The 25945-nt window shown below is 40.0% G+C and carries 22 protein-coding genes; 21 read left to right on the forward strand and 1 reads right to left on the reverse strand.

The genetic code is table 11. The features are described 5' to 3' along the window. Positions 1–97 precede the first annotated feature (97 nt). The 20 genes from Q4489_RS09100 (at position 98) to lpxC (ending at position 24463) form a co-directional block, all read left to right on the forward strand. Positions 98–1111 (forward strand): Fe(3+) ABC transporter substrate-binding protein, encoded by a 1014-nt coding sequence (locus tag Q4489_RS09100; RefSeq protein ID WP_303479315.1) that lies wholly within the window; start codon positions 98–100, stop codon positions 1109–1111. Next, the gene (locus Q4489_RS09105; protein ID WP_303479318.1) at positions 1108–2727 is read left to right on the forward strand and encodes an iron ABC transporter permease; all 1620 of its coding nucleotides are present in this window, start codon (positions 1108–1110) and stop codon (positions 2725–2727) included. The genes Q4489_RS09100 and Q4489_RS09105 overlap by 4 nt, the downstream gene beginning before the upstream one ends. A 5-nt stretch (positions 2728–2732) precedes the next feature. Beyond that, positions 2733–3788, forward strand: coding sequence for an ABC transporter ATP-binding protein (locus Q4489_RS09110; protein ID WP_303479321.1), 1056 nt, complete (start codon positions 2733–2735; stop codon positions 3786–3788). A gap of 179 nt (positions 3789–3967) precedes the next feature. Then, entirely contained in the window at positions 3968–5860 is a 1893-nt protein-coding gene (locus tag Q4489_RS09115; RefSeq protein WP_303479323.1) for a methyltransferase domain-containing protein, read from the forward strand. A gap of 732 nt (positions 5861–6592) precedes the next feature. Then, entirely contained in the window at positions 6593–7051 is a 459-nt protein-coding gene (gene mraZ, locus Q4489_RS09120) for a division/cell wall cluster transcriptional repressor MraZ (RefSeq protein ID WP_074498224.1), read from the forward strand. 39 nt (positions 7052–7090) lie between these two features. After that, entirely contained in the window at positions 7091–8029 is a 939-nt protein-coding gene (gene rsmH, locus Q4489_RS09125; protein ID WP_303479324.1) for a 16S rRNA (cytosine(1402)-N(4))-methyltransferase RsmH, read from the forward strand. Positions 8030–8032: 3 nt separating this feature from the next. Further along, a complete protein-coding gene (ftsL, locus tag Q4489_RS09130; protein ID WP_303479326.1) occupies positions 8033–8344 on the forward strand; it encodes a cell division protein FtsL in 312 nt (103 codons plus the stop codon). A 3-nt stretch (positions 8345–8347) separates the two neighbouring features. Further along, positions 8348–10081 (forward strand): penicillin-binding protein 2, encoded by a 1734-nt coding sequence (locus Q4489_RS09135; RefSeq protein ID WP_303479328.1) that lies wholly within the window; start codon positions 8348–8350, stop codon positions 10079–10081. Further along, a complete protein-coding gene (locus Q4489_RS09140) occupies positions 10074–11603 on the forward strand; it encodes a UDP-N-acetylmuramoyl-L-alanyl-D-glutamate--2,6-diaminopimelate ligase (protein WP_303479331.1) in 1530 nt (509 codons plus the stop codon). The genes Q4489_RS09135 and Q4489_RS09140 overlap by 8 nt, the downstream gene beginning before the upstream one ends. Further along, complete coding sequence (murF, locus tag Q4489_RS09145) at positions 11600–13000, forward strand: UDP-N-acetylmuramoyl-tripeptide--D-alanyl-D-alanine ligase (RefSeq protein ID WP_303479333.1); 1401 nt, start codon at positions 11600–11602, stop codon at positions 12998–13000. Before Q4489_RS09140 ends, murF begins: the two co-directional genes overlap by 4 nt. Next, complete coding sequence (gene mraY / locus Q4489_RS09150) at positions 13000–14082, forward strand: phospho-N-acetylmuramoyl-pentapeptide-transferase (RefSeq protein ID WP_074498239.1); 1083 nt, start codon at positions 13000–13002, stop codon at positions 14080–14082. Before murF ends, mraY begins: the two co-directional genes overlap by 1 nt. Before the next feature lie 24 nt (positions 14083–14106). Next, on the forward strand, positions 14107–15471 hold the full coding sequence (gene murD, locus Q4489_RS09155) for a UDP-N-acetylmuramoyl-L-alanine--D-glutamate ligase (RefSeq protein WP_303479336.1): 1365 nt from the start codon (positions 14107–14109) through the stop codon (positions 15469–15471). Beyond that, the gene (gene ftsW / locus Q4489_RS09160; RefSeq protein ID WP_303479531.1) at positions 15468–16667 is read left to right on the forward strand and encodes a cell division protein FtsW; all 1200 of its coding nucleotides are present in this window, start codon (positions 15468–15470) and stop codon (positions 16665–16667) included. Before murD ends, ftsW begins: the two co-directional genes overlap by 4 nt. Next, complete coding sequence (murG, locus tag Q4489_RS09165) at positions 16664–17755, forward strand: undecaprenyldiphospho-muramoylpentapeptide beta-N-acetylglucosaminyltransferase (protein ID WP_303479338.1); 1092 nt, start codon at positions 16664–16666, stop codon at positions 17753–17755. The genes ftsW and murG overlap by 4 nt, the downstream gene beginning before the upstream one ends. Continuing rightward, positions 17752–19206: a UDP-N-acetylmuramate--L-alanine ligase gene (gene murC / locus Q4489_RS09170; protein ID WP_303479339.1), complete on the forward strand. Its 1455-nt coding sequence runs from the start codon at positions 17752–17754 to the stop codon at positions 19204–19206. Before murG ends, murC begins: the two co-directional genes overlap by 4 nt. Beyond that, positions 19196–20128 (forward strand): D-alanine--D-alanine ligase, encoded by a 933-nt coding sequence (locus Q4489_RS09175; RefSeq protein WP_303479342.1) that lies wholly within the window; start codon positions 19196–19198, stop codon positions 20126–20128. The genes murC and Q4489_RS09175 overlap by 11 nt, the downstream gene beginning before the upstream one ends. Before the next feature lie 5 nt (positions 20129–20133). Continuing rightward, positions 20134–20913 carry a cell division protein FtsQ/DivIB gene (locus Q4489_RS09180; protein WP_303479346.1) on the forward strand — a complete coding sequence of 260 codons (780 nt, stop codon included), beginning with the start codon at positions 20134–20136 and terminating at the stop codon, positions 20911–20913. 5 nt (positions 20914–20918) lie between these two features. Continuing rightward, positions 20919–22154, forward strand: a complete 1236-nt coding sequence (gene ftsA, locus Q4489_RS09185; protein ID WP_303479348.1) for a cell division protein FtsA — start codon at positions 20919–20921, stop codon at positions 22152–22154. A gap of 74 nt (positions 22155–22228) precedes the next feature. Continuing rightward, complete coding sequence (gene ftsZ, locus Q4489_RS09190; RefSeq protein WP_303479351.1) at positions 22229–23398, forward strand: cell division protein FtsZ; 1170 nt, start codon at positions 22229–22231, stop codon at positions 23396–23398. 147 nt (positions 23399–23545) lie between these two features. Continuing rightward, on the forward strand, positions 23546–24463 hold the full coding sequence (gene lpxC, locus Q4489_RS09195) for a UDP-3-O-acyl-N-acetylglucosamine deacetylase (RefSeq protein WP_074498259.1): 918 nt from the start codon (positions 23546–23548) through the stop codon (positions 24461–24463). A gap of 65 nt (positions 24464–24528) precedes the next feature. On the opposite strand, the gene Q4489_RS09200 is transcribed toward lpxC, so the two are convergent. Then, on the reverse strand, positions 24529–24987 hold the full coding sequence (locus Q4489_RS09200) for a DUF721 domain-containing protein (protein WP_303479354.1): 459 nt from the start codon (positions 24985–24987) through the stop codon (positions 24529–24531). Positions 24988–25026: 39 nt separating this feature from the next. Here Q4489_RS09200 and Q4489_RS09205 point away from each other — a divergent pair, with 39 nt between their 5' ends. Then, positions 25027–25926, forward strand: coding sequence for a M23 family metallopeptidase (locus tag Q4489_RS09205; protein WP_303479355.1), 900 nt, complete (start codon positions 25027–25029; stop codon positions 25924–25926). Positions 25927–25945 lie beyond the last annotated feature (19 nt).

The raw sequence follows: 25945 nt of genomic DNA on the forward strand, positions 1-25945 counted from the left end.
ATTAGTAAATGAGAATAATTCTCAGAAACCTTGACTCACCATGCTAATCTGATTAGTCTTGCTGCATTATTTTTCCAGTATTGGTTGAGACCTTGTTATGTTAAAAAACACACTGATAAAATTTACGGTATTAGCGAGTTGCTTTTTACCATTTACCTCCGTTCATGCTAATGAGGAAGTAAATGTTTACTCGTATCGTCAAGCTAACTTAGTAAAACCACTTTTTGATGTTTTTACCAAAAGTACTGGTATTAAAGTCAATGTTGTATTTGCAAAAAAAGGGATGGCAGAACGGTTAGCACGTGAAGGTGAACATAGCCCGGCAGATGTCTTATTAACAACCGATATCAGCCGATTAATTGCCCTACAAGATAAAGATTTAATACAGCCTGTTTCATCAACTGTGTTGGAATCGAATGTTCCTGCTCACCTTCAAGCAAATGATAATACTTGGTTTGCGTTAACAACACGTGTTAGAAATATATACTCTTCGAAACGCTTAGGTAATATCAACGTAAATTATGAAGATCTTGCAGATCCTAAATGGCAAGGACGAATTTGTACCCGAAGTGGTAAGCACCCGTACACAGTTGCGTTAGTTGCATCGATGATAGCAGAACATGGTGAGCAGAAAACACTTGAATGGTTAAATGGTTTTAAAGCAAATTTAGCGAGAAAGCCTCAGGGTAATGACCGTGGTCAGGTTCAAGCTATTCACCAAAACTTATGTGATTTAAGTTTAGGTAACAGTTACTATTTCGGAAAAATGTTAACCAACCCAGAGCAAAAAGTATGGGCTGACGCGGTTAATATTAACTTTCCTAACCAAAATAACCGTGGCGCACATATCAATATATCTGGCGTAGCTATGGCAAAACATGCACCAAACCGTGACAACGCACTTGCGTTGATGGAATTTTTGATTTCAGAACAAGCACAGCAAATGTATGCTGAAGCTAATATGGAGTATCCGGTGAGAAAAGGTGTGCCATTAGCAGAGTTGGTTGCGTCTTGGGGGAATTATAAAGCGGATGATTTACCGTTAGCTACAATTGCAAAACACCGTAAAGCTGCAATTTCTTTGCTAGATCAGGCTAAATTTGATTTGTGATCTCTCGCGTTAAATATCCTGTTTGGTCTGCAACAAGTTGGCTAATTGCATTGGCGTTAATGACGCCAATTGCAGTAATGTTTTTTTCAGGTATCGCAGCTAATAGCGATACCTTTTTACATTTATGGCGAACTGTTTTACCTGATTATGTATTAAACACTGTATTGTTAGCAGTGTATGTGGTGGTACTTGTCATCTTATTTGGTGTGCCTAGTGCTGCTTTAATTAGCTTAACGAATCTAAAAACACGCGGTGTACTTCGTTGGTTACTGTTATTGCCGCTTGCAATGCCCGCTTATGTAATTGCTTATTTGTATACTGATTTATTTGATTATGCGGGACCCATACAGCGCTATTTACGCGCACTTTTTTCGTGGCAATCACCAGCTGATTATTGGTTTTTTGATTTAAGAACCTTAACAGGCGCAGCAGTGATGATCGCCTTAGTGTTATTTCCCTATGTGTATATGCTGACAAGAACAGCGTTTGAATATCAAGATCAACAACTTGTGAAAGCGGCCCGTTCATTGGGCCTGAGCTCACGTCAATGCTTTTTCAAGGTCACACTCCCACTTGCCCGACCAGCAATTGCTATTTCAGCTAGCTTTGTATTAATGGAAACCTTGGCCGATTTTGCCACGGTGCAGTATTTCGCAGTTAATACGTTAACAACCGCAATATACGATACCTGGTTGGAATATGGTGAATTATCAACTGCCAATGCACTTGCGAGTATTTTGATGGTGATGGTGCTGTTAACGGTAGCTGCAGAATATCGAGCAAGGGCACATCAACGACATCAATCAAAAAATAAACAAACCAGTAAGGTGCGTATTTCACTGACAACCCGTCAACATATAATAGGGGGGATCTATTGTTGGTTTCTGGTGATTGCTGGTTTTCTTCTCCCTTTTATTTTATTAGTAGATATGGCGGTTCAGTATTTTGAGCAAACAAGCTTAGCAGGTTTGTGGCATGCAGGTTTGAATAGTTTAGAGGTATCGATTTATGTTGCAACCGTGGCAACATTGATAGCTGTTCTGTTAGGGTTATATCGTCGGTTAAGTGGTGTAAAAAATTGTGCAATACCACTACAAATTTCTGGCTTTGGTTATGCTGTACCTGGAACCGTCCTAGCAATGGCTATGTTAGCAACTTTTGGGCCTTTAGATCATTGGCTGAACGATGTTGCTAAATGGCTTGAAGTACCTATGCCTGGGCTATTGTTGTCAGGAAGTCTATTTGCCATTATTTTTGCATTAGTGACGCGCTTCGCTGCGATAGCAAATGGTACGATTGCCAGCGGACTTACCAAAATTCCGAAGTCTTTGGATCAGGCGCCTGCAAGTTTAGGCGTGAGTAAATGGCAAAGTATTCTCACCGTACATTTACCGTTATTGAAATCCTCCATTATGGTTGCTTGGCTATTAGTGTTTGTAGAAGCAATGAAAGAGTTACCCGCGGTTTTGGTTTTACGACCTTTTAATTTTGATACACTAAGTACTCAAGTATACCAAATGATTTCAGATGAAAGGTTAGAGCAAGGGGCTATAGGCGCTCTCTTCATCGTATTATTTGGTTTATTACCTATTATCGTACTTAATAAAAAAGAGTAATAGCGTTGAGTGAAATATTAAAAGTTCAAGACTTATCCGTTGAACTTCAACAAAAGCATATACTTTCTGATGTGAATTTTTCGCTCTATTCCGGTGAAATTTTAGGCTTGGTTGGCCCAAGCGGTTGTGGGAAAACAACCTTGTTAAATGCTATTGCAGGCTTTGTTGACTTTACTAAAGGGCAAGTAATAATTGATGGTGTTACGATCAGCTCCTCACATTCTGTGCCAGCTGAAAAACGTAATGTAGGGGTTATTTTTCAAGATTATGCATTGTTCCCACATTTAACGGTTAAGAAAAATATCGCGTTTGGTATCAGTAAGTTAGCTAAACAAAAACAGCAGCAACGTATTGATGAATTATTAACGTTATTAAAATTAACAGAACAGGAACAACAATACCCTCATCAATTGTCTGGAGGCCAACAACAGCGTGTAGCAATTGCACGAGCATTAGCGGTTAGGCCGTCAATTTTGTTATTAGATGAACCTTTTTCAAATATTGATACCAGATTAAGAAATAGCTTAATGATTGAGTTACGTGCGTTACTCAAGTCATTAAATATTAGTGCTATTTTCGTCACTCATAATAAAGACGAAGTGTTTTCTTTTGCCGATAAAATCGCTTTGATACATCAAGGGAATATTATTCAATATGGTACACCTAGGGCAGTATTTGATCAGCCAAAAAGTTGGCATGTGGCTGACTTTTTACAAATTGGCAGTTGGCTACCAATCACGCGTAATGGCGACAAAATATCTACTGCGCTCGGCGAGATAACTACTATTGAAAACACGAATATTAACGAACAACAACAAGTTATATTAGTAAAACCGCAATACTTAACACTATCTTCTGCAGCACCGAACTGTGTGGTTAAACATGTATCTTTTACCGAACAAGGCTACCACTATACGTTAAGTAGCATTAATCAAGATGACGACTTATCTTTTGACGAGCTTAGTTTCTATAGCGACACTTTATTAACCATTGAGCAAAAAATTTCAGTGATACTTGAACCACATGAATATCAATTGTTCTTGAAGCCTTGTCATCAGTAGACGTTTATAGCGCATATTGAAAATGTTTTTATAAGCTTTTAAGTCTTGATGATAAGGTTTACGCTATGATTTTAATCGGTATTTCTAATGCTATTAATGTGTAGTTCATTGACAAAATGCCGTAAATCATAGAATGTAATTGAGGAATAACCGGATACGAATAAATAGGCAAAAGGAATATGCAGTTGTTATCTCAGTTTTATAACGACAATGCTACAGAATTAGCGCAGCAATACCTTTCAAAATCATTTGATGAGGTACATCAAAGCTGGTCTCAATTTTTGCCATCAATTATTGAAAACCCTAATGCCCGCATTCTAGATATTGGAGCAGGCTCTGGGCGAGATGTTAAACACCTTGCTGAGTTAGCCGCCAAAACACATACCGCAAAAAATAATATTCAAATCTTTGCTGCCGAGCCAGCAAAAGCACTATCTCAACTTGGTCAAAAAACAACCCAAGGCTTAAATGTAAAATGGCTGGAAGACTCGCTTCCTGCATTAAGTAACGTAACTAAACAAGAAGTCAGTTTTGATTTGATTTTACTGAGCGCAGTGTGGATGCATATCCCGCCTAGTGATCGCGCACGTTCAATTCGTAAACTCGCCAACCTACTCAAACCTGGTGGAAAATTAATAATTTCTTTACGTCATGGGCAAACAGATGATGAGTGTAAGCAACGTAAAATGCATCATGTTTGTGCGGACGAATTAAAGAAATTAGCGACTGAAGTGGGGTTGTTCACTAAATTAGAAACGCCTAAAGAAGAAGATAAGCTAGGTAGAAATCACGTATCTTGGCAAACTTTGGTATTACAAATGCCTGATGATGGCTCTGGTGCATTCCCCTTTATTCGCCACGTAGCAATTAATGATGGTAAGTCGGCAACACACAAACTTGCTTTGTTAAGAGTGTTACTCCGAATTGCTGATGGTCACCCTGGTGCTGTATTACGAAGAGAGTCATGTCAATTTGGTGATAGAGTTATTTTACCCGTTGGACTCGTTGCGCTTTATTGGTGTCATCAATATAAAGATTTAATAGATACGCACCAGTTATACCAAACTCCCAATAAAAGCCCGAATATGGGTTTTATGAAACCTGATGGCTGGCATAAGTTAACACACCGCACCGCTTCAGATTATCGTATTGGTAATTTATTTACGGGTGATGATGCTAAGGCACTATATAAAACCATCTCAGCAGCAGTAGGCAATATTAAAACCATGCCATGCCGCTTCATTACTTTACCCAATAGCGATGAAACTGTATTCGAAGTTACTAGCAAATCAGTAAAAGCTAAAGATAGTATTTTTCTTGATTTAAACACACTTGAGCAATGGGGCGAATTTTCACTACCTGAAACTACGTGGCTGGCTTTCAATCGTTATGCATGCTGGATAGAGCCTGTACTCGTAAGCGAATGGGTAAAAACCATGGCAAGTTATTCAGGGAATGTTGAATATAGCTCCCCTCAAAAACAATTTCACTTATATCAAGCTTTAAACTGGTTAGAACCTAAACGTACTACGGTAGAAGTTAGAAGCCGCTTCGAGCAACTTAAAATACAACAGCCGAATAGTGAACTGATGCAATGTGTGTGGTCTGCTAAATCATTAAAACAACATTACGATATTGACCATAGTATGCCATTTGCTCGCTGGCCAAATAATGATCTTTGGAACTTATTACCAACAGACAGGAATGTTAATAATCAAAAAAGGGATCGATTGCCAACAGAGCATAAGTTAAAAACAGCAAAAGGTAGAATTCAACATTGGTGGTTAGAGGCTTGGCTTGAAAACAAAGGAAATAAAGATGCTAGTGTCAATGTAAATGAGGTAAATGATATTTCTGCTAAATATGAAGTATTTCCACCCCCATATAGTACGCAAAGAAATAAAACCCTAAAAAATAACACTGAAAGTTCAATGTATAGACGTTTTTTTGCTGAAGCCAATATTGCTTTACCTGGATTAAATTCAAATAATTCATCAATAGATGATTTATTTGAAGCTTTAGTGGTGCAACGTGGAAGATTGAAAGAAATGCAGCAATTAAGGGATTGGTAAACGACAATTAAAATCTTACTGTTGAAAAAATAAAAGTAACACAACCTATTAAATGTAATAGAAAAATAGAAAAGTACTCTTTTCACTTACAAATTAAACTTTAAGGTCCTTACTTTTGTCAGAATGATGGCTAGTGAATATGTAAACTTGAATGTTCCGGTTAGAGAAAAATTTCAATTTCCATTTGAATATCTAAGGGAATTTATCAAACTGAACAGTTAACCTTTAATAAATATTAGTTATTCAGTGAATTAAACTTGTACCGTATTATGTATTAGACCCAAGTTAGATATTCATTTTATAACTCGAATTAGGCTCACTGAATAGACCTTGTTCAAGCATTGTATGACATATTTAGTAAAAGAGTTCACACCAAAGACTTTGAACTCTTTTAACCTAAAAGGAATGATGGCAAGCAGCTCGATTTATAGTAAAATTAAAATCTTATAGCAGTTTCATCGTTCTGGACATCCACTTCTGACACTAAAACCAGCAGTACTAATCAACTTTACAGGTTATTTTACCTAATTTAGTTAATTTTTTGGGCGAGAAAACCACAAAACTCCACAAAAACATAAACTTCCTTCTATCCCGCAATTTTATTGCTGATCACGCAGATCAAATAAGCAATTCTTTGCTTGACATACCTTTACTAGACTCACTAAACTGTATAAATGTGGAGAAAAGTGGTAAAAAGTGGATCATAGAAGATCTTCAAATAAAAAAGGCAGCATGTTTAGAGGCACCAGTTCAATCACGCTTGATAGTAAAAGCCGTATCACGATACCAACAAAGTATCGCGAAGAGCTTGTGGCTGATTGTCAGGGAAAAATGGTGTGTACAGTAGATATACAACATGCGTGCTTATTGCTATATCCACTTCCTGAATGGGAAGAAATTGAATTAAAACTTTGTGGGCTTTCGAGTATGAACCCACAAGAACGTTTATTACAGCAAGTATTGCTGGGAAATGCGTCAGACTGTGAGATGGATAAGAGTGGTCGCTTATTAATCAATGGTCCGTTACGCAATCATGCTGGTCTCGACAAAAACGTGATGTTAGTCGGTCAGCTGAAAAAGTTCGAAATTTGGAGCGAACAAGCATGGCAAAGCCAAATGCAGCAAGGCATTGCCAAAATACAGTCAGGTGAAATTGAATTAACAGAGCGTTTGCTCGACCTGTCTTTATAACAAAAGAATTCATTACAACTAAAACGGCGTTTATTTAAAATGCAAACTGATAAGTCTCACATTTCTGTGTTGCTTGACGAAGCAATATCAGGACTCGCGATTAACCCCGACGGTATTTATATCGACGGCACTTTTGGTCGCGGCGGCCACTCAGGACTTATCCTTTCCAAGCTCTCTGACCAAGGGCGTTTAATAGCAATCGATAGAGACCCTACCGCAATAGCTGCTGCAGAAAAATATTCTGCCGACCCGCGATTTTCTATCGAACACACTGGTTTTGCTGATTTGTTATCAATCGCAGAAAAAGCACAGCTATTAGGAAAAGTAGATGGCATTTTACTTGATTTAGGTGTGTCTTCACCGCAATTAGATCAGGCTGAACGTGGCTTTAGTTTTATGAATGATGGACCACTTGATATGCGTATGGATACCACGCGTGGGCAAACAGCCGCACAATGGCTTGCGGTTGCTGACGTAGAAGATATCACTTGGGTACTAAGAACCTTTGGCGAAGAAAAACACGCGTGGCGAATTGCTAATGCGATTGTTGACAGCCGAGAAGAGTCGCCGCTTATCACTACGGGCCAATTGGCCGCGTTAATTAAGAAAACAGCGCCGCAGCGTGAAATTAAGAAACATCCCGCAACTCGCAGTTTTCAAGCTATCCGCATGTATATTAATAGCGAATTAGAGCAAATTGAACAAGCGCTTGCTGCATCGTTATCAGTCTTAGCTGCTGGTGGCCGCTTGGTGGTGATTAGTTTCCACTCGCTTGAAGATAGATTGGTGAAGCAGTTTATGAAAAAGCATTCACAAGGAAAACAAGTACCGCGAGGTTTACCTGTAAGTGAAGAAGAAATTAATAAAGGTAAGAAATTACGTTTAGAGGGCAGGCAAAAGCCTTCAAAACATGAAGTTGGTGAAAACGTTCGCTCTCGTAGCTCTGTTATGCGAGTAGCCACACGGTTGGCTGAGTAAAACATGTCAACCAAAGTGGTTTTGGCGTTTGAGGTTTGGCATGACATTAAACAGCATATTTGGATGTATTTACTGTTGCTTGTTGTGGTTTTTTCAGCGTTTACGGTGATTTATTTCACCCATTTAAATCGGCAAAGCACTAGCCACTTGGAAGTACTGTTAACAGAAAGAGATGAATTAGATATTGAGTGGCGAAATTTGCTACTTGAACAAAACAGTTTAGCAGAGCACAGCGCCATTGAGAGCAAAGCAGAAAAGTTGCTCAATATGGAAAAACCCTCTGCTGACAATGAAATAATTATTAGGTTGAAATAATTAATGGTTAAGAAAGTAAGTAAGTACAAACAAATGACAGCATCATGGCGATTTTATCTCGTCATTGGTGTCATTGTGCTTGTTTATTTAGGGTTAACGGCACGCACGGCTTATATCCAAGTAATTGAACCTGATATGTTAAAGCAACAAGGCGATATGCGCTCGCTACGTACGGCGGCAAATAAAGTGCATAGAGGCTCAATTGTTGACAGAAATGGTGTTGAATTAGCGGTTAGTGTCCCCGTTGATACCGTTTGGGCTGATCCAAAGATTATTATGGAGCAAAATGCGCTTGCGAAAGTAGAGCATTGGCAAGCCCTAGCGGATGTATTAGACAAAGATGTAAATAGTTTAAAGTCGCGAGTTACTAAAAACCCTGCGAAGCGTTTTGTCTATATAGAGCGTCAAGTGTCACCCGCCATGGCTGACTATATTAAGCAACTAAAAATACCGGGCATTCATTTACGAAAAGAATCAAAACGATTCTATCCAGCAGGCGAAATAAGTGCTCATGTTGTGGGTTTTACCAATGTTGATGACAAAGGCATTGAAGGTGTAGAACGCGTCTATGATGACTTATTAACAGGTGAGCAGGGCAGCAAGCGTTATCGTAAAGATGCTAAAGGAAATCGCATTGAAGTGCTAGAAACAGTAGACGCTAAACCACCTCAAGATTTAGTCCTTAGTTTAGATCAACGTATTCAAGCATTAGCATATCGTGAATTAAAAGGTGCAGTAAAAGCGTTTAATGCCAGCTCTGGCTCGGTTGTGGTAGCTGATGTTGATAGTGGTGAAGTATTAGCACTTGCCAATAGCCCGTCTTATAACCCAAATAATCGCCGTAATGTAGCTTTACACCGTTTACGAAACCGTGCGATTACTGATTTTTATGAGCCAGGCTCAACGATGAAGCCAATGGCTGTGTTGTCAGCGCTTGAATTTGGTGAAGTCACCGAAGATACCGTTATTGATACCAGTAAACGCATTATGCGCTTAGGTGGTAGAAGAGTTGGCGATCCTCGTAATTACGGTAAACAAACACCGGCCGATATTCTAGTGAATTCATCAAACTTAGGTACTTCAATGCTTGCCTTATCTCTGCCTAAGGAATTCTTTTTAGATAAATTCTTCCAAGCAGGCTTTGGTGAAAGTACCGGTATTAATCTCATTGGTGAAAGCCAAGGTATTATGCACACACGCTCTCGTTGGTCGCAAATTGAATTAGCAACCTTGTCTTATGGCATGGGCGTATCAGCAACCCCTATCCAAATGGCACGTTTTTATGCCTCAATTGCTAACGGTGGTGTTAAAAAGCCATTAAGTATTTTAAAGCGCGAAAAAGTTAACAGTTATGACGAACAGCGCATTTTTTCAGAAAAAAACACCGAAAGCTTGCTAGGCATGCTAGAGCAAGTTGTTGAACAAAAAGCCCATAGAGCAAAAGTAGAAGGGTATCGTGTTGGTGGAAAAACCGGTACGGCATTTAAAGCGGTAGCTGGTGGATATGGAAATGATTATGTTGGTTTATTTACTGGCATTGCGCCTATCTCAGATCCTAAAATTGTTGTGATCGTGGTAATAAATGAACCCGGTGGTGATTTATATCACGGGGGTGAAATTGCTGCGCCCGTTTTTTCTAGAGTGATGCAAGGTGCGTTGCGTTTACTTAATATTGAACCTGATGCAGATACTCGCGTGGTAAGCGCCAATGATGATAACGGAGGTAAACGTGTTTAACGTTGATGGTCGTTATCTAGAAACGCTACTTGAAAAATTTAATATTACCGTATCATTGACGGTTCCAAGTATGCCACGTCAATTATGCAATGACAGCCGACAACTAACTGCTGGAGATGTTTTCTGCGCGGTGAATGGCACCTTACAGCAAGGCAAAGCCTATATTAGCCAAGCACTACATGCTAATTGTAGTGTGATACTCGTTGAAACCTCTGTTAAAGCTGAACATGGTGACTTAACTCATCAGCCTAATAAAGCAGGTGAGTTAGTCGCGATTATTGCGTTTTATCAGTTGAATGAACATTTATTTGATTTAGCAAAAGCATTCTATCAAGCACCGCAAGCGTCATTAACCATGGTGGGGGTCACTGGCACAAACGGTAAAACAAGTACCAGCCAGTTAATTGCGCAATTGCAAGATCAATTAGGTTATGAAACAGCAGTCATTGGTACCAATGGCGCAGGAAAAGTGAATGCGCTTGAACCGATTAACAATACTACGCCTGGGGCATCAGAACTTCACTCGTTATTACAGCGTTTTGTTGAGTCAGCTCAGCAAACAGTAGTGATGGAAGTGTCTTCACATGCATTAGATCAAGGGCGAGTTAATGCAGAATTGTTTGATATTGCCGTGTTTACCAATCTATCTCGTGATCATTTAGATTACCACGGCACGATGGAAAATTACGGCGAAGCTAAGACAAAAATATTTGCTCAACATGGAAACCAACATGCAGTCGTTAATGGTGATGACCTTTACGCTCAACAATGGCTGAGTACGAAAGTTATTAAACAGCCGACCATTGTCTATGGAAAACTAAGTAACATTCGTCAATACGAGAAATTCGTGTACGCTGCAAAAATAACTCCAAGCCATGATGGCGTGAAAATTACATTACAAACGCATTGTGGAGAAGCCGAAATACACAGTCCTTTGTTAGGCTTATTTAACGTTGATAACTTATTAGCTGCGATCAGTGTATTGCTCGTGCAAGGGATTGATTTAGCTGATATTGCAACTGCAATTACCAAGTTAACACCTGTTACTGGCAGAATGGAAACATTTCACGCAAACCACCTACCGCTTGCTGTTGTTGATTATGCACATACACCAGACGCATTACAAAATGCATTGCTTGCGTGCCGAGAACATTGTTCTGGCCAATTGTGGGCAGTGTTTGGCTGTGGTGGTGATAGAGATAAAGGAAAACGTAAATTAATGGGGCAAGTCGCTGAAAAATATAGCGATAGAATTGTTGTGACTAATGACAATCCGAGAAGCGAACAGCCTGAAGCGATTGCTAACGATATTTTGTCAGGCTGCGTTAAGCCAGAACATATTACTGTGATGTTAAACCGCCAACAAGCGGTTATCTATGCGTTAAAAAACGCAAGCCAGAAAGATGTGGTGTTATTTGCCGGTAAAGGGCATGAAAATTATGTCGAAATACAAGGGAAACGCCATCAATACAATGAACGTGAGTGGGTAAGCTCACAATATAAAATTGGTATCACGCAATGATTAAACTACAACTATCAGAAATTGCTAATGCGGTAGATGGCACCTTAATAGGTGAAGATATAACGATTGATGCTATCAGTACAGATAGCCGTACATTGGCAGAAAAAAATGTTTTTCTAGCATTGCGTGGTGATAAGTTTGATGGTCATAAGTTTGTTCAACAAGCTGAAGATATTGGTTGTTCAGCAGTAATTGTTGATCATGACTGCCAACTAAATATTGCTCAAATTGTGGTTGCAGATACCCACAAAGCACTAGGAAAAATAGGTGCTTACGTGAAAGAAAAGGTATCACCGAAAACCGTTGGAATTACTGGTAGTAGCGGTAAAACAACGGTAAAGGAAATGGTTGCGGCTATTTTGGCTCGCTTAGGCAACGTGCTTGCCACCAAAGGTAATTTCAATAACGATATTGGTGTGCCATTAACGCTATTACGTTTAGAAGAAAACCATGATTTTGCTGTGGTGGAAATGGGCGCAAATCATATGGGCGAAATTGCCTATACCTCTGGACTTGTTCAGCCTGATGTTGCTGTTATCAATAATATCGCTGCCGCTCATTTAGAAGGGTTTGGTGACTTATGCGGTGTTGCACGAGCAAAGGGCGAAATTTACGAAGGCATGAAAAGCAACGGTGTCGCACTTTATAATCAAGATTGTAAGTTAGCGAATAAGTGGCAATGGCGTTTAGTAGATAAAACCGTAAAAACCTTTTCTTGTTATAACAAAGCAGATTGTTACAGCAACGATGTTGTACTTGATGACAATGGTTGTGCAAGTTTCAACCTGTATTGCGACCAAGTAGGCTCTACTTTTGTTGAATTAAATATTCCTGGCCGACACAACGTTTGCAACGCCGTTGCAGCCGCATCAATTGCACTAGAGTTTGGTGCTAGCTTAGAAGATATAAGATTAGGTTTAGCTGAAATGACCCCCGTTCAAGGCAGGTTAAACCTTCATCATTTAGATGATAATTGTAAATTAATTGACGACAGCTATAACGCCAATGTTGAATCAATTAAAGCTGCTAGTGATCTACTTGCTAGCTATCCAGGCAAGCGTGTACTGATTCTTGGAGATATGGGGGAGCTTGGCACAAATGCACGAAGCTACCATCAAGAAGTGGGTGAATATGCGGCAGGTCGAGATATCGATGAACTTCTAACGCTTGGTGTGTTAAGTCAAAGCACGGCAGATGCTTTCAATCAACGTAAACCTTCTCACGGTAAGCACTTCAGCGAACGCAGCGTTTTATTAAAGCACCTTGCTCAAGTATTGGCAGGTGAGCAACAAGAAATTTCGATATTAGTGAAAGGATCTCGTAGTTCTCATATGGAGTTAGTTGTTCAAGATATTAAAAAGTGGCGTAGTGGCCAAATGCATGAGGAAATTGCTTAATGTTACTTTGGCTAAGCGAATACCTAACTCAATATTTTACCGCGTTTAACGTTTTTTCCTATTTAACGTTTAGAGCGATTGTTTCTACGTTAACAGCGTTAGGTGTTTCTTTATATTTTGGTCCTAAATTAATACGCTACTTACAGCGGATGCAAATTGGGCAAACAGTACGTGACGACGGCCCTGAAAGTCATTTATCAAAATCAGGTACGCCAACAATGGGCGGCATTTTAATTTTAGCTGCCATTGTGTTTAGTGTTTTATTGTGGGGCGATTTAACAAATCGTTATGTGTTAACCGTGCTGTTTGTTGTGGTCAGTTTCGGCATTATTGGTTTTGTTGATGATTACCGTAAAGTAATTCGCAAAGATTCTAACGGTTTAATTGCGCGCTGGAAATACTTTTGGCAAACGGTGTTAGGGTTTGGCACTGCATTATTCTTGTATTCAACTACACAGCAAGCCTCTGAAACTGCACTGATAATACCGTTTGTAAAAGATGTACTACCGCAATTAGGTATGCTTTATATTTTATTAACCTACTTTGTCATTGTGGGTACAAGTAACGCGGTTAACTTAACTGATGGTTTAGATGGATTAGCTATTGTTCCAACCATTATGGTTGCAGCGGCTTTTGCAGTATTTGCTTATGTAACTGGCAATATTAACTTTTCAGCATATCTCAATATTCCATATATCCCACTGACCAGTGAATTGGTGGTGGTATGTACAGCAATTGTTGGTGCCGGTTTAGGATTTCTTTGGTTTAACACCTACCCAGCACAAGTATTTATGGGTGATGTTGGCTCTTTAGCCTTAGGTGCATCCCTAGGCGTTATTGCTGTACTTGTTAGGCAAGAGTTGGTGCTGTTCATTATGGGTGGGGTGTTTGTCATGGAGACAGTCTCTGTCATTTTACAAGTAGGCTCTTACAAACTACGTGGTCAGCGTATATTTAAAATGGCACCTATACATCATCATTATGAATTAAAAGGCTGGCCTGAGCCGCGCGTTATTGTGCGCTTTTGGATAATTTCTTTAGTGCTGGTTTTAGTCGGCTTAGCAACATTGAAACTTAGATAATTAAAAAGGTTTGTAATCAGTAACATGAATTTAAATGTTGTCAATAATTATAAAAACAAACGCATTGTGGTGTTAGGCGCAGGCCTAACGGGCATGTCTTGCGTGCGTTTTTTACAACAACATAATATTTCATGTTTGATCAATGATAGCCGTAACAACATTATTAATGACAATGAGTTTTCCCGTGCTTATCCAAAGAATACATTAGTGACTGGCTTTTGGGATCTTGATGAAATTAGTCAGGCTGATATTTTACTTGTTAGTCCAGGTATTGATTTACATGCTGAAGATCTATTTCCTCACATATCAATGGGTTGTAAAGTCATTGGTGATGTGGAGCTTTTTTGCCAGTTAAATGATAAACCAATTGTTGCTGTCACTGGCTCAAATGGTAAATCAACCGTTGTCAGCATTTTATCGCATATTGCTAGTGCGCTTGAAGTCAATATGGCACTTGCAGGCAATGTTGGTACCCCGGTACTTGAATTGATTAACGCGGAAGTAGATGGCTTTATTTTTGAGTTATCAAGTTTTCAAATAGAAACATTGCAGAGTATGCAGGCTAAAGTGGCCACTGTGTTAAACATAAGTGACGATCATTTGGATCGACATTTAACCGTTGAAAACTACAGCGAAATTAAACAAAAGGTTTATCAGCAATGTGAATTTGCAGTGATTAACCGTGATGATCCTGCAAGCTATAACCACTTAACTTTAACCGCTGAACGCGTGACATCATTCGGACTAGGCGTTCCAAGCCAGAGCGATTTTGGCATTATTACGGAAGGTGAGTGTCAGTATTTAGCGTTTGGCAAACAAAAAATTATTGACATAAATACACTGCCTTTAGCGGGTTTACATAATGCCTTAAATTATCTTGCGATATTTGCCATTGCTCATCGCTTAGGCTGGCCGCTTGATGCGGTGGCAAATGCGTGTAAATCGTTTCACGGACTTGAACATCGTTGCCAACGAATTATAACTTCTGACAATATCAATTGGATCAATGATTCGAAAGCAACCAATGTGGGTGCCACTGTAGCTGCTATTGAAGGACTTTATCCAACCTTAACCTCAGGTGAAATAATTCTCATTGCTGGTGGTGAAGGGAAAGGCGCAAACTTTTCCATGCTTGAAGATGCCATAACGAATAAAGTCGCTAAGCTTATTACATACGGTAAAGATGGTCATCAAATCGCACAACTTAAATCATCAAGCTTACAAGTCGAAAGCCTTGAACAGGCGGTAAAACAAGCAAGTGTATGTGCTAAAGCTGGTGATATTGTTTTACTTTCTCCTGCTTGCGCAAGCCTTGATATGTTTAAAAACTTTGCCGAACGTGGTGATGTGTTCGCTCAAACAGTTAAGTCGTTACAGGGGGCGGAATAATGTCGTCAGTAACTCAGCTGTCTTTATTCAAGTTTCATCAATGGTTCACTCATGAACGTAAAACAGTGGCTACGTTTGATAGAGACTACGTGCTACTTGCTGCTGCTATGTATGCTATTGGTCTTGTAATGGTGATGAGTTCGTCAATGCCTGTCGCTGAACGGTTATTTGATAATCCATTCCACTTCTTTATCAGACACAGTGTTTATATTGTATTAAGTGTGATTATTGGTGGTTTGGTCATGCAAATCCCTATGGTTAAGTGGCAACAATATAGCGGACCGCTGTTGATATCTGCGATCGTGTTACTGCTCGCTGTACTTGTCATTGGTCGCACCGTGAACGGTTCTACTCGTTGGATTGTTATCGGTCCGATCACGGTACAAGCTGCTGAACCGGCAAAACTTTATTTTTTCTGTTATTTATCTGCTTATATGGTGAGACGTAGAGAAGAGGTGATGGAAAACTTTAAAGGCTTCTTCAAACCTCTTGTTGTTTTTGGCGTTTTAGCTAGCTTACTGTTATTTCAACCTGATTTAGGCACTGTGGTGGTGATGTTTGTTACCACTTTTGGCTTATTATTTTTGGCTGGAGCAAAGCTCTGGCAGTTTATCTCAATTGCCTCTGTAGGTTTGTCAGCGATTGCTGCGTTAGCTTACTTCTCACCGTATCGCTGGGCGCGAGTAACCAGCTTTTTAGATCCATGGGCTGACCCATTTGGTACAGGTTACCAGTTAACACAATCATTAATGGCTTACGGGCGGGGTGAAGTATTAGGGCAAGGGCTAGGTAATAGTATTCAAAAACTTGAATATTTACCAGAAGCTCATACCGACTTTGTAATGGCAATATTAGCCGAAGAAATGGGTTTTGTTGGTGTAGCTATTGTGCTTATGTTGAGTTTAACACTTGTTTGTAAAGCCTTACTACTCGGCAGAAAAGCGTTATTAAAAGAAAAGTATTTTGAAGGTTTCTTTGCTTATGCCATTGGTATTTGGTTTAGCTTTCAAACGGCAGTAAACGTTGGTGCAAGTGCAGGTATTGTACCAACTAAAGGGCTAACAATGCCGCTGATCAGTTCTGGTGGTAGTTCAATGATCATCATGACGATAGCTTTAGTGGTATTAATGCGTATTGATCATGAAATTCGAGTGCAAAGCTTACAAGCGACGAGTAAAGGAGGTAAAAAATCGTGAACACGACTAAAACACCTACTTTATTAGTCATGGCTGGCGGTACTGGTGGACATATTTTCCCAGGTATTGCAGTAGCCGAACAATTAAAAGCACAAGGTTGGCATATTCATTGGCTTGGCACCAAGAAACGTATGGAAGCCGAGATTGTACCTGCACATGGCTTTGATATCTCATTTATTAATATTGCCGGAATACGCAATAAAACATGGTTAGATTGGCTAAAACTACCGTTTAAACTAGGGCAATCAGTTTGGCAATCAATTAAGGTTATTCGCAAAGTTAAGCCAGACGTTGTTTTAGGGCTTGGTGGTTACGCAAGTGCGCCAGGTGGAGTAGCTGCGTGGTTATGCGGTAAACCGTTAGTTTTGCATGAGCAAAATGCCGTTGCGGGGATGAGCAATCGTTATTTATCCAAAATTGCTGAAAAAGTGCTTTGTGCCTTTCCTGATGCCTTTATTGATAGCGTTAATTGCCAGGTCGTGGGTAACCCGTTGCGCGGTAATATTATCGCATTAGAGCAAGTTATACCTGTACAGCCAACAAGTACTAAAAAAGTGTTAGTGGTAGGTGGAAGTTTAGGAGCAAAAGTGCTTAATGACACTGTACCAAAAGCTATCAGCCAAATTAAACGTCAAAATATCCAAATATGGCATCAAACGGGTAAAGGGCATTTAGCCTCAGTTGAATCGCTATATCAACAATACGGCATTGATACTTCACAAGTCATATTAAATGAATTTATTGATGATATGGCGAGCGCTTATCAATGGGCTGATGTAGTGATATGTCGAGCGGGCGCATTAACGGTTTCTGAATTAGCGATGGCAGCTAAGCCAGCAATATTTATTCCGCTCCCTCACGCCGTTGATGATCATCAAACAAAGAATGCGCTGTATTTAGTTGAACGACAAGCGGCGAAATTAATTGCACAAAAAGATTTAAACGGAACAAGCTTAGCTCAAATGTTAAATAGCTTATTTATCTCCGATAGCGTCATACAAGCCATGGCGAAAGCCGCGCATGATGCTGCACATGCAAACGCAACAAAAGATGTTGCTAATATTTGCCAGGGGCTTGTTCAACGATGAGTAAATTTATGAAAAAAATATCAAATATCGCTAGCATTATTCCTGAAATGCGCCGTGTTAAATCAATCCACTTCGTTGGTATTGGTGGTGCTGGTATGGGGGGGATTGCCGAGGTATTACTCAATGAAGGTTATCAAATTACCGGTTCAGATATCGGTGAAAATCTGGTCGTTAAACGCCTTGAAAATCTTGGTGCAAAAGTAACAATAGGCCACCAAGCAGACAATATTCTAGGTGCAAGCGTTATTGTTGTATCAACGGCCATAGATCAGGAAAACCCTGAACTCATTAAAGCAAGAGAGTTACGTATACCTATAGTAAGACGTGCTGAAATGCTAGCAGAATTAATGCGCTTTAGACATGGCGTTGCTATTGCTGGCACACATGGCAAAACGACAACGACTAGCTTAATAGCCAGTGTCTTTGCAGAAGCTGATCTAGATCCAACGTTTGTTATCGGCGGTTTATTAAATAGCGCAGGTACCAATGCACGTTTAGGTTCGAGCCGTTATTTAATAGCCGAAGCTGACGAAAGCGATGCGTCGTTTTTACATTTACAGCCTATGGTTGCAGTGATCACTAATATTGATGAAGATCACATGGAAACCTACCAAGGTGACTTTGAAAAGCTTAAAGATACCTACATTGAGTTTCTTCATAACTTACCTTTTTATGGGCTTGCCGTGGTATGTATTGATAACCCCGTAGTGCGTGAAATACTGCCAAGAATTGGTCGTCAGGTGATCACTTATGGTTTTTCTGATGATGCAGATGTTGTGGCGACTAATTACCAACAAAGTGGTGGCGTTAGTTATTTCTGTGTAGAACGCCAAGGCTTGCCTAACCTTGACTTGAGCGTTAATTTGCCTGGTCAGCACAATGTGTTAAATGCGTTAGCGAGTATTGCGGTAGCAACCGATGAAGGTGTTGCTGATCAAGCGATTGAAAATGCTCTCTCAAACTTTGCAGGCATTGGACGAAGATTTGAACAACTGGCTGACTTATCAACTGATAAAGGGCATATGGTGTTGGTGGATGATTACGGTCATCACCCACGTGAAGTTGCCGCAACGATCAAAGCGATGCGTAATGGTTGGCCAGACAAACGCTTAGTGATGATTTTTCAACCGCACCGATATTCTCGAACACGAGATTTATATGAAGACTTCACTGAAGTGTTGTCTGAAGTCGATAGCTTATTTTTGCTTGATGTTTATGCCGCTGGTGAAGTACCTGTAGCAGGTGCAGATAGCAAAAGTTTAGCTAGAAGCATAAGGCAACGAGGCCAAGTAGAGCCCATTTACGTAAGCGATTTAAAGAAACTCCCTGAGCTACTGGCCAGTCATCTCGTTGATGGTGACATGGTGATCACTCAAGGTGCCGGTAATATTGGTGCGCTTGCGCGTTCATTAGCGAATGATGCGATATTAGGAGGCAGCGATGAAAGCTAACCTTCATATTGCGGTATTATTTGGCGGTGATTCGGCAGAGCGAGAAGTGTCATTACGATCAGGACAGGCGGTAGCAAACGGCTTAACCGAAGCCGGTTTTAAAGTCACGTTAATTGATACTAAAGATTATTGCTTGTCTGATTTAGCAAAGGCCGATGTTGATCACGTGTTTATTGCTTTGCATGGTCGAGGCGGTGAAGACGGTAGTGTGCAAGGTGCCTTAGAGTACATGAATATTTCATATACCGGCTCTGGTGTACTTGGTTCAGCCCTTGCGATGGATAAAATACGCTCTAAACAAGTGATGCAATCGGCGGAAATTCCAACCGCTGCATTTGAGATAGTACATAAAGATAGCTTTAACAGTGCTCAGTCTGAGACGATCCTGAGAAAACTGGGCAATAAAGTGATGGTTAAACCGGCGCATGAAGGCTCTAGTATTGGTATGTCGGTAGCTGAAAGTGCCACTGAATTAACTCATAGCCTTGAAACCGCCTTTCAATATGATGATGAAGTATTAGTAGAAGCATGGATTTCAGGGCCTGAATACACTGTTGCAATTCTTGGTAATAACGCATTGCCAGCCATTCATATGGAAACGCCAAATACCTTTTATGATTACCAGGCGAAATATCAATCAAGCACAACACTTTATCACTGCCCTAGTGGTTTATCTGATGATGATGAAAAAGTGCTAAGTAACATTGCATTGAAAGCATTTAAATCTACAGGTGCTAAAGATTGGGGCCGTGTTGATGTTATGCGTGATGATAAGAACCAATGGCAGGTATTAGAAGTAAATACGGTACCAGGAATGACAGAAACATCTTTAGTGCCGAAAGCGGCGAAAGTTTATGGGTTATCGTTTGTTGAACTGGTAACCAATATTGTTGAATTAAGCATAGAAAATAAAGGCAAATAAGCACAGTGGCAACTAAGCAGAAAAAAGCAACTTCGCAAAGCAACAAAGCAGAGCAACTTCATTGGGGTTTTTGGTTTGGTGTTGGCTTTTTTGTGTTGGTTATTTTATCGCTTTGTTATATGGGATGGTTGATGTCAGAGCGCTTATCTGCGCAAGAATCTACGCCGGTAACTTCTGTGGAAATCATGGGTGAAATGCCATATACCACTCGATTAGATATCGAAAAGGCTATCGAAACGATAAATTTAGGTAACTTTTTTAACGTTGATGTGAATAAGGTACAACAGCATGTTGCTGATTTACCGTGGGTGTACTCTGTTTCTGTGCGAAAGCAATGGCCAAATGAATTGAAAATTTATGTAGTAGATCAAAAGCCCGTTGCATTTTGGAATGGTGATTTTTTAATTAATACACAAGGTGTTGCATTTCAGGCAGATACTTCAAGGGTTGTTAAACATTTACCTGCATTTTACGGCCCAGAAGGTAGTGAACAAACCGCGTTAGAAAACTACACAAATTTGAGTGAGATTTTGGCATTTGGTGAACTGGGCATTGATGAATTAATGCTTTCAGAGCGATATTCATGGCAGCTCACACTAAATGATGGCGTATCGCTAAATTTAGGTCGAGAAAATAGAGTACAACGAATACAGCGATTTATCGATGTATATCCACAAATTAAAAAAAATGCTGAACAAAAGCAACAAGTAGATTATGTGGATTTACGTTATGACACCGGCCTTTCAGTAGGTTGGAAACCTTTAACAGAGAAAGAAAGAGTTTAACTTAGATGGCAAAAGTTAATGACAGAAATTTAGTAGTAGGCTTGGATATTGGTACATCCAAAATCTCTGTTGCTGTGGGCGAAATTACTTTAGATAACCAACTTAGCATCGTTGGTGTTGGGAGTCAGCCGGCGAGAGGAATGGATAAAGGCGGCGTAAACGATTTAAACCTCGTGATCCAATCTATACAACGCGCAATTAATGAAGCGGAATTGATGGCTGATTGTCATATTACCTCTGTGTACTTAGGTATTTCAGGTAAGCACATTAGTTGTCAAAACGAAAACGGCATGGTGCCAATTAACGATCAAGAAGTGACGCAAGAAGACGTTGATAACGTGATCCATACCGCACGTTCAGTACCGCTTTCAGCAGAAAGACGTATGTTGCATGTGTTGCCACAAGAATACTCGATTGATTGCCAAGACGGTATAAAAAGTCCAATAGGTATGTCTGGTGTACGTATGGAAGCAAAAGTACATATCGTAACGTGCGCTAATGATATGGCAAAAAATATTGTGAAATGTGTTGAGCGTTGTGACGTAAAAGCGGATCAATTAATTTTTTCAGCCTTAGCTTCAAGTTATGGCGTGATCACTGATGATGAAAAAGAGCTGGGTATCTGTGTAGTAGATATTGGTGCAGGTACCATGGATATTGCTGTATTTACTGGTGGTGCTTTGCGTCATACCGCGGTTATACCTGTTGCTGGAAATCAAGTAACCAGTGATATTGCTAAGATATTTAGAACACCGTTAAGCCATGCGGAAGATATAAAAGTGCAGTATGCCTGTGCACTACGCCAAATGGTGAGTATGGAAGAAAATATTGAAGTTCCGAGTGTCGGCGGTAGACCTGCGCGCTCTATGTCTCGTCATACATTGGCTGAAGTTGTTGAACCTCGATATCACGAATTATTCGAGCTTATCCAAGAAGAGTTACGCCAATGTGGTTTAGAAGACCAAATAGCAGCGGGTTATGTGTTAACCGGTGGTACCGCAAAAATGGAAGGCGTTGTTGAATTTGCAGAAGAAGTTTTTCAAATGCCAGTTCGTGTTGCAGCCCCTCAACGCATAGCGGGTTTAAAAGAGTACGTTAATGATCCTACCTACGCGACAGTGGTAGGACTATTGCAATATGGCATGCAAGCGAACGAACAAAGTCAAAGTGAAGAAAAATCAACAGAGGGTGTCACCAGCATTGGCACGAGAATTCTGGCTTGGTTTAAAGGTGAATTTTAAAAGGGGTGACATTGTTACCCTGTTATTTTTAAAAGTTTTGGTGGAACAAAACATAACAATCGGAGAGAGATAAAATGTTTGAATTAATGGAAGATCATAACGAAGAAGCTGTAATAAAAGTTATTGGTGTTGGCGGCGGTGGCGGTAACGCCGTAGAACATATGGTTTGCCAAACCATTGAAGGTGTTGAATTTATTACGGCAAATACAGACTCACAGGCTTTACGTAACTCATCAGCGAATGTAACGCTACAAATAGGCGGTGATGTCACAAAAGGTTTAGGTGCTGGAGCTAACCCAGAAATTGGGCGTCGAAGCGCAGAAGAAGACCGCGAAACCATCAAAGAAACCATACAAGGTGCGGACATGATTTTCATTGCTGCTGGTATGGGCGGTGGTACTGGAACTGGCGCGGCACCAGTTGTTGCAGAAGTTGCTAAAGAATTGGGTATTTTAACAGTTGCTGTAGTGACTAAGCCTTTCCCATTTGAAGGTAAAAAGCGTATGAACTACGCAGATCAAGGGATTGAGTTTTTAGCACAAAACGTAGACTCGTTAATTACTATTCCAAATGAAAAGTTATTAAAAGTGTTAGGTCCTGGTACGTCATTATTAGATGCATTTAAAGCTGCTAATAACGTATTGCTAGGTGCTGTTCAAGGAATTGCGGAACTTATTACCCGTCCTGGACTCATAAACGTAGATTTTGCCGATGTTCGTACGGTAATGTCTGAAATGGGCACAGCAATGATGGGTTCAGGAATTGCATCAGGTGAAGACAGAGCAGAAGAAGCAGCAGAAGCTGCGATTTCTAGCCCATTGCTTGAAGATGTTGATTTAGCCGGTGCACGCGGCATTTTAGTTAATATTACTGCTGGCATGGACATTTCTATTGATGAATTTGAAACAGTCGGTAATGCAGTGAAAGCTTTTGCTTCTGAAAATGCAACGGTTGTTGTTGGTGCGGTAATCGATCCTGAAATGACTGATGAATTAAGAGTAACTGTTGTTGCAACAGGTATTGGTGCAGAGCGTAAGCCTGATATCACGTTAGTGAACCCGACGCCAGCAGTTGAACCTATTGCGGTTGGCCAAGAATTTACTTCGACACCACAACCAGAAGTAAATACGCAATCAGCAGCAATGCCAGAAGCAAATGCTCAGGCACAAACACAAAAAGTGACAGCGGCAGCGATTGATGATTACTTAGATATTCCAGCGTTTTTGAGAAAACAAGCTGACTAAGAATATATTTAATCCGATATAAATACGCTGATAACGCGTAGGTATTTTGCTAAATTTTGATTTTGTTAAGCATTTTTGCTATATTATGCCGCCGCTCGAAAGGTGGTGCCATATTTGGCAATTAATTAGAGCTTAAGAAGGCTACTTATGATTAAACAACGTACATTAAAAACGAGTGTTTCAGCAGTAGGTGTTGGTTTACACAAAGGTAAAAAGGTGCAGCTCACTCTCCGTCCTGCGCCTGCAAATACAGGTATTGTATTTCGCCGTGTAGACTTAGAACCTGTTGTTGATATTAAAGCAACGCCAGAGGCTGTTGGTGAAACCACTATGTGTACTTGTTTAGTGAATGAACAAGGTGTGAAGATTTCCACCGTCGAGCACTTGTTAGCTGCTGTTGCAGGTATGGGAATTGACAATTTAATTATTGACGTTGATTCTCACGAAATTCCGATCATGGATGGTAGCTCCTTACCGTTTGTTTATCTGATTCAATCGGTAGGTATTGAAACATTAGAAACAGCAAAACGCTTTATCCGTATTAAACGTCCAATTAGAGTAGAAGAAGGCGATAAGTGGGCTGAGTTACGTCCACACGAAGGGTTTAAAATTGATTTTGCAATTGATTTTGAACACCCGATTATTGCCAACACGGTTCAACAGAAAACGATGGACTTATCAACGTGCTCTTTTATAAAAGAAATTAGTCGAGCACGTACCTTTGGTTTTGTGCGTGATATCGAGTTACTACGCTCACATAATCTTGCGTTAGGCGGCAGTCTAGAAAACGCGATTGTGCTAGACGATTTTCAAATGTTAAACAAAGATGATTTACGTTATGACGATGAATTTGTTACACACAAAATTTTAGATGCCATTGGTGATTTATTTATGTGTGGTCATAATATGCTGGCTGAATTACGTGCATTTAAATCAGGACACGGATTAAATAATTTATTATTAAGGGAAGTATTCAAGCATAAAGATGCTTGGGAATGGGTAACGTATGAAGACTCATCGGTTTCCCCGATAGAATTTCAAGAAGCGAGTGCAACGAGCTTCTAATAAACATAAAAAACCGAACCATTTGTTCGGTTTTTTATTTATTGTGGCAAAATACAGTTTTGGTATTACCTATCAGCTAGTTTAGCTAAGTTAAGAATTTTTTGTTTAAGTGAGTCAGATGCGTGCTCAGCAACAGCTTCAAGTTGCTTAGCGGTATTTTTGGAAAGGTGTTTGCGTGGCTTTGAGTCAGCGCTTTCTTTTGCTATTTGATTTGCAAACGGGCGAACTTTAATTTCAATTTGATTGAACTGGCCTTGCGTTATTTCAGCGAGTTTACGACAAATGTTCATTCGCTCAAATTGTAATCGTTGAGACCACACTGCAGAAGAAACACCAATAACACAGGTGTTCTGATTAAAGTTACTGATGTGCCACACTTGCTCTGGCAAGTCAGGACAAGACTGCCGGATGATGTCTTCAAGCTGTGATAAAAATTTGGTTTTTGTGGCAATTTGTGCCAAAGTGCCTGCTGACGATTTTAGTAAGCTAGACGCATCAAACGGTGATTTATTTTTTCTAGCCATCGTATTTATGAAATATCAACAAAAGGTGAAATAGGTAGTATGAGTTTAACACTACTATACCGAGGAAAAAACGTAAGATTCTCAATGAAGCTTAATAAGTTTCATTGGTTGTCTGCTATTACAGTATTTGCCGTTATTTCTGGTTTTGTTGTTCACCTTTTTATGTCTGCAGATGCAGTGCCTAACAGCTCAACATTTACCGTTAAATCTCCAACTAAAGAGCCAGAAGCATTAACGGTAAGTAAGCAACAGGTTACGGCACTTACCATGAAATTAGCTGAACTGCAAAGCCAAGTATTAAGGCTTAATGCCTTAGGCGATCGTTTAGCAGAAGAAGCAAATATTCCTGCGAAAGAATTTAATTTCCAAGACTTACCCCCAAGTGGTGGCCCCATAGAACAAACACTTTCAAGTCAAACTAAAACCTTAGCAGAGTTGCTTGCAGACATTACGAGTGTTGAATCATCACTCGCGTTTGAAGAAAAACAATTGAACTTGCTTGAATCTTTGACGTTAGGTCACCATATAGAAAATACCAGTTATTTATCCGGTCGCCCTATTACGAAAGGTTGGCTTTCGTCGTATTTTGGTACGCGTAAAGACCCTTTTACAGGAAGACCTGCGATGCATAAAGGGGTTGATTTCGCTGGTAAAGAAGATGCTGAAATTATTGCCACAGCTGCAGGCGTTGTATCCTGGGCTAGCCGTCGTTACGGTTATGGTAATTTAATCGAAATTAATCACGGTAAAGGGTTAAAAACACGCTACGGTCACAATAAAGAGATTTTAGTTAAGATTGGTGACGTTGTGAGTAAAGGGCAAGTTATTGCACGGATGGGAAGTACAGGGCGATCTACTGGACCGCATGTACATTATGAAATCTTGCGTAATAATAAGCAAATTGACCCTATTAAATATGTCTATCGCAAAGCAAAATAGATTTAAGATTTATTGAATA

It is taken from the genome of Thalassotalea sp. 1_MG-2023, from assembly GCF_030546745.1.
In the GTDB taxonomy this organism is placed as follows: domain Bacteria; phylum Pseudomonadota; class Gammaproteobacteria; order Enterobacterales; family Alteromonadaceae; genus Thalassotalea_C.

What these genes read in the sequence shown, in the direction of transcription:
- Q4489_RS09100 (WP_303479315.1), top strand. Translation starts at nt 98, where the DNA reads ATGTTAAAAAACACACTGATAAAATTTACGGTATTAGCGAGTTGCTTT.
- Q4489_RS09115 (WP_303479323.1), top strand. Translation starts at nt 3,968, where the DNA reads ATGCAGTTGTTATCTCAGTTTTATAACGACAATGCTACAGAATTAGCG.
- mraZ (WP_074498224.1), top strand. Translation starts at nt 6,593, where the DNA reads ATGTTTAGAGGCACCAGTTCAATCACGCTTGATAGTAAAAGCCGTATC.
- rsmH (WP_303479324.1), top strand. Translation starts at nt 7,091, where the DNA reads ATGCAAACTGATAAGTCTCACATTTCTGTGTTGCTTGACGAAGCAATA.
- ftsL (WP_303479326.1), top strand. Translation starts at nt 8,033, where the DNA reads ATGTCAACCAAAGTGGTTTTGGCGTTTGAGGTTTGGCATGACATTAAA.
- Q4489_RS09135 (WP_303479328.1), top strand. Translation starts at nt 8,348, where the DNA reads ATGGTTAAGAAAGTAAGTAAGTACAAACAAATGACAGCATCATGGCGA.
- murF (WP_303479333.1), top strand. Translation starts at nt 11,600, where the DNA reads ATGATTAAACTACAACTATCAGAAATTGCTAATGCGGTAGATGGCACC.
- mraY (WP_074498239.1), top strand. Translation starts at nt 13,000, where the DNA reads ATGTTACTTTGGCTAAGCGAATACCTAACTCAATATTTTACCGCGTTT.
- murD (WP_303479336.1), top strand. Translation starts at nt 14,107, where the DNA reads ATGAATTTAAATGTTGTCAATAATTATAAAAACAAACGCATTGTGGTG.
- murC (WP_303479339.1), top strand. Translation starts at nt 17,752, where the DNA reads ATGAGTAAATTTATGAAAAAAATATCAAATATCGCTAGCATTATTCCT.
- Q4489_RS09175 (WP_303479342.1), top strand. Translation starts at nt 19,196, where the DNA reads ATGAAAGCTAACCTTCATATTGCGGTATTATTTGGCGGTGATTCGGCA.
- ftsA (WP_303479348.1), top strand. Translation starts at nt 20,919, where the DNA reads ATGGCAAAAGTTAATGACAGAAATTTAGTAGTAGGCTTGGATATTGGT.
- ftsZ (WP_303479351.1), top strand. Translation starts at nt 22,229, where the DNA reads ATGTTTGAATTAATGGAAGATCATAACGAAGAAGCTGTAATAAAAGTT.
- lpxC (WP_074498259.1), top strand. Translation starts at nt 23,546, where the DNA reads ATGATTAAACAACGTACATTAAAAACGAGTGTTTCAGCAGTAGGTGTT.
- Q4489_RS09200 (WP_303479354.1), bottom strand. Translation starts at nt 24,987, where the DNA reads ATGGCTAGAAAAAATAAATCACCGTTTGATGCGTCTAGCTTACTAAAA.
- Q4489_RS09205 (WP_303479355.1), top strand. Translation starts at nt 25,027, where the DNA reads ATGAGTTTAACACTACTATACCGAGGAAAAAACGTAAGATTCTCAATG.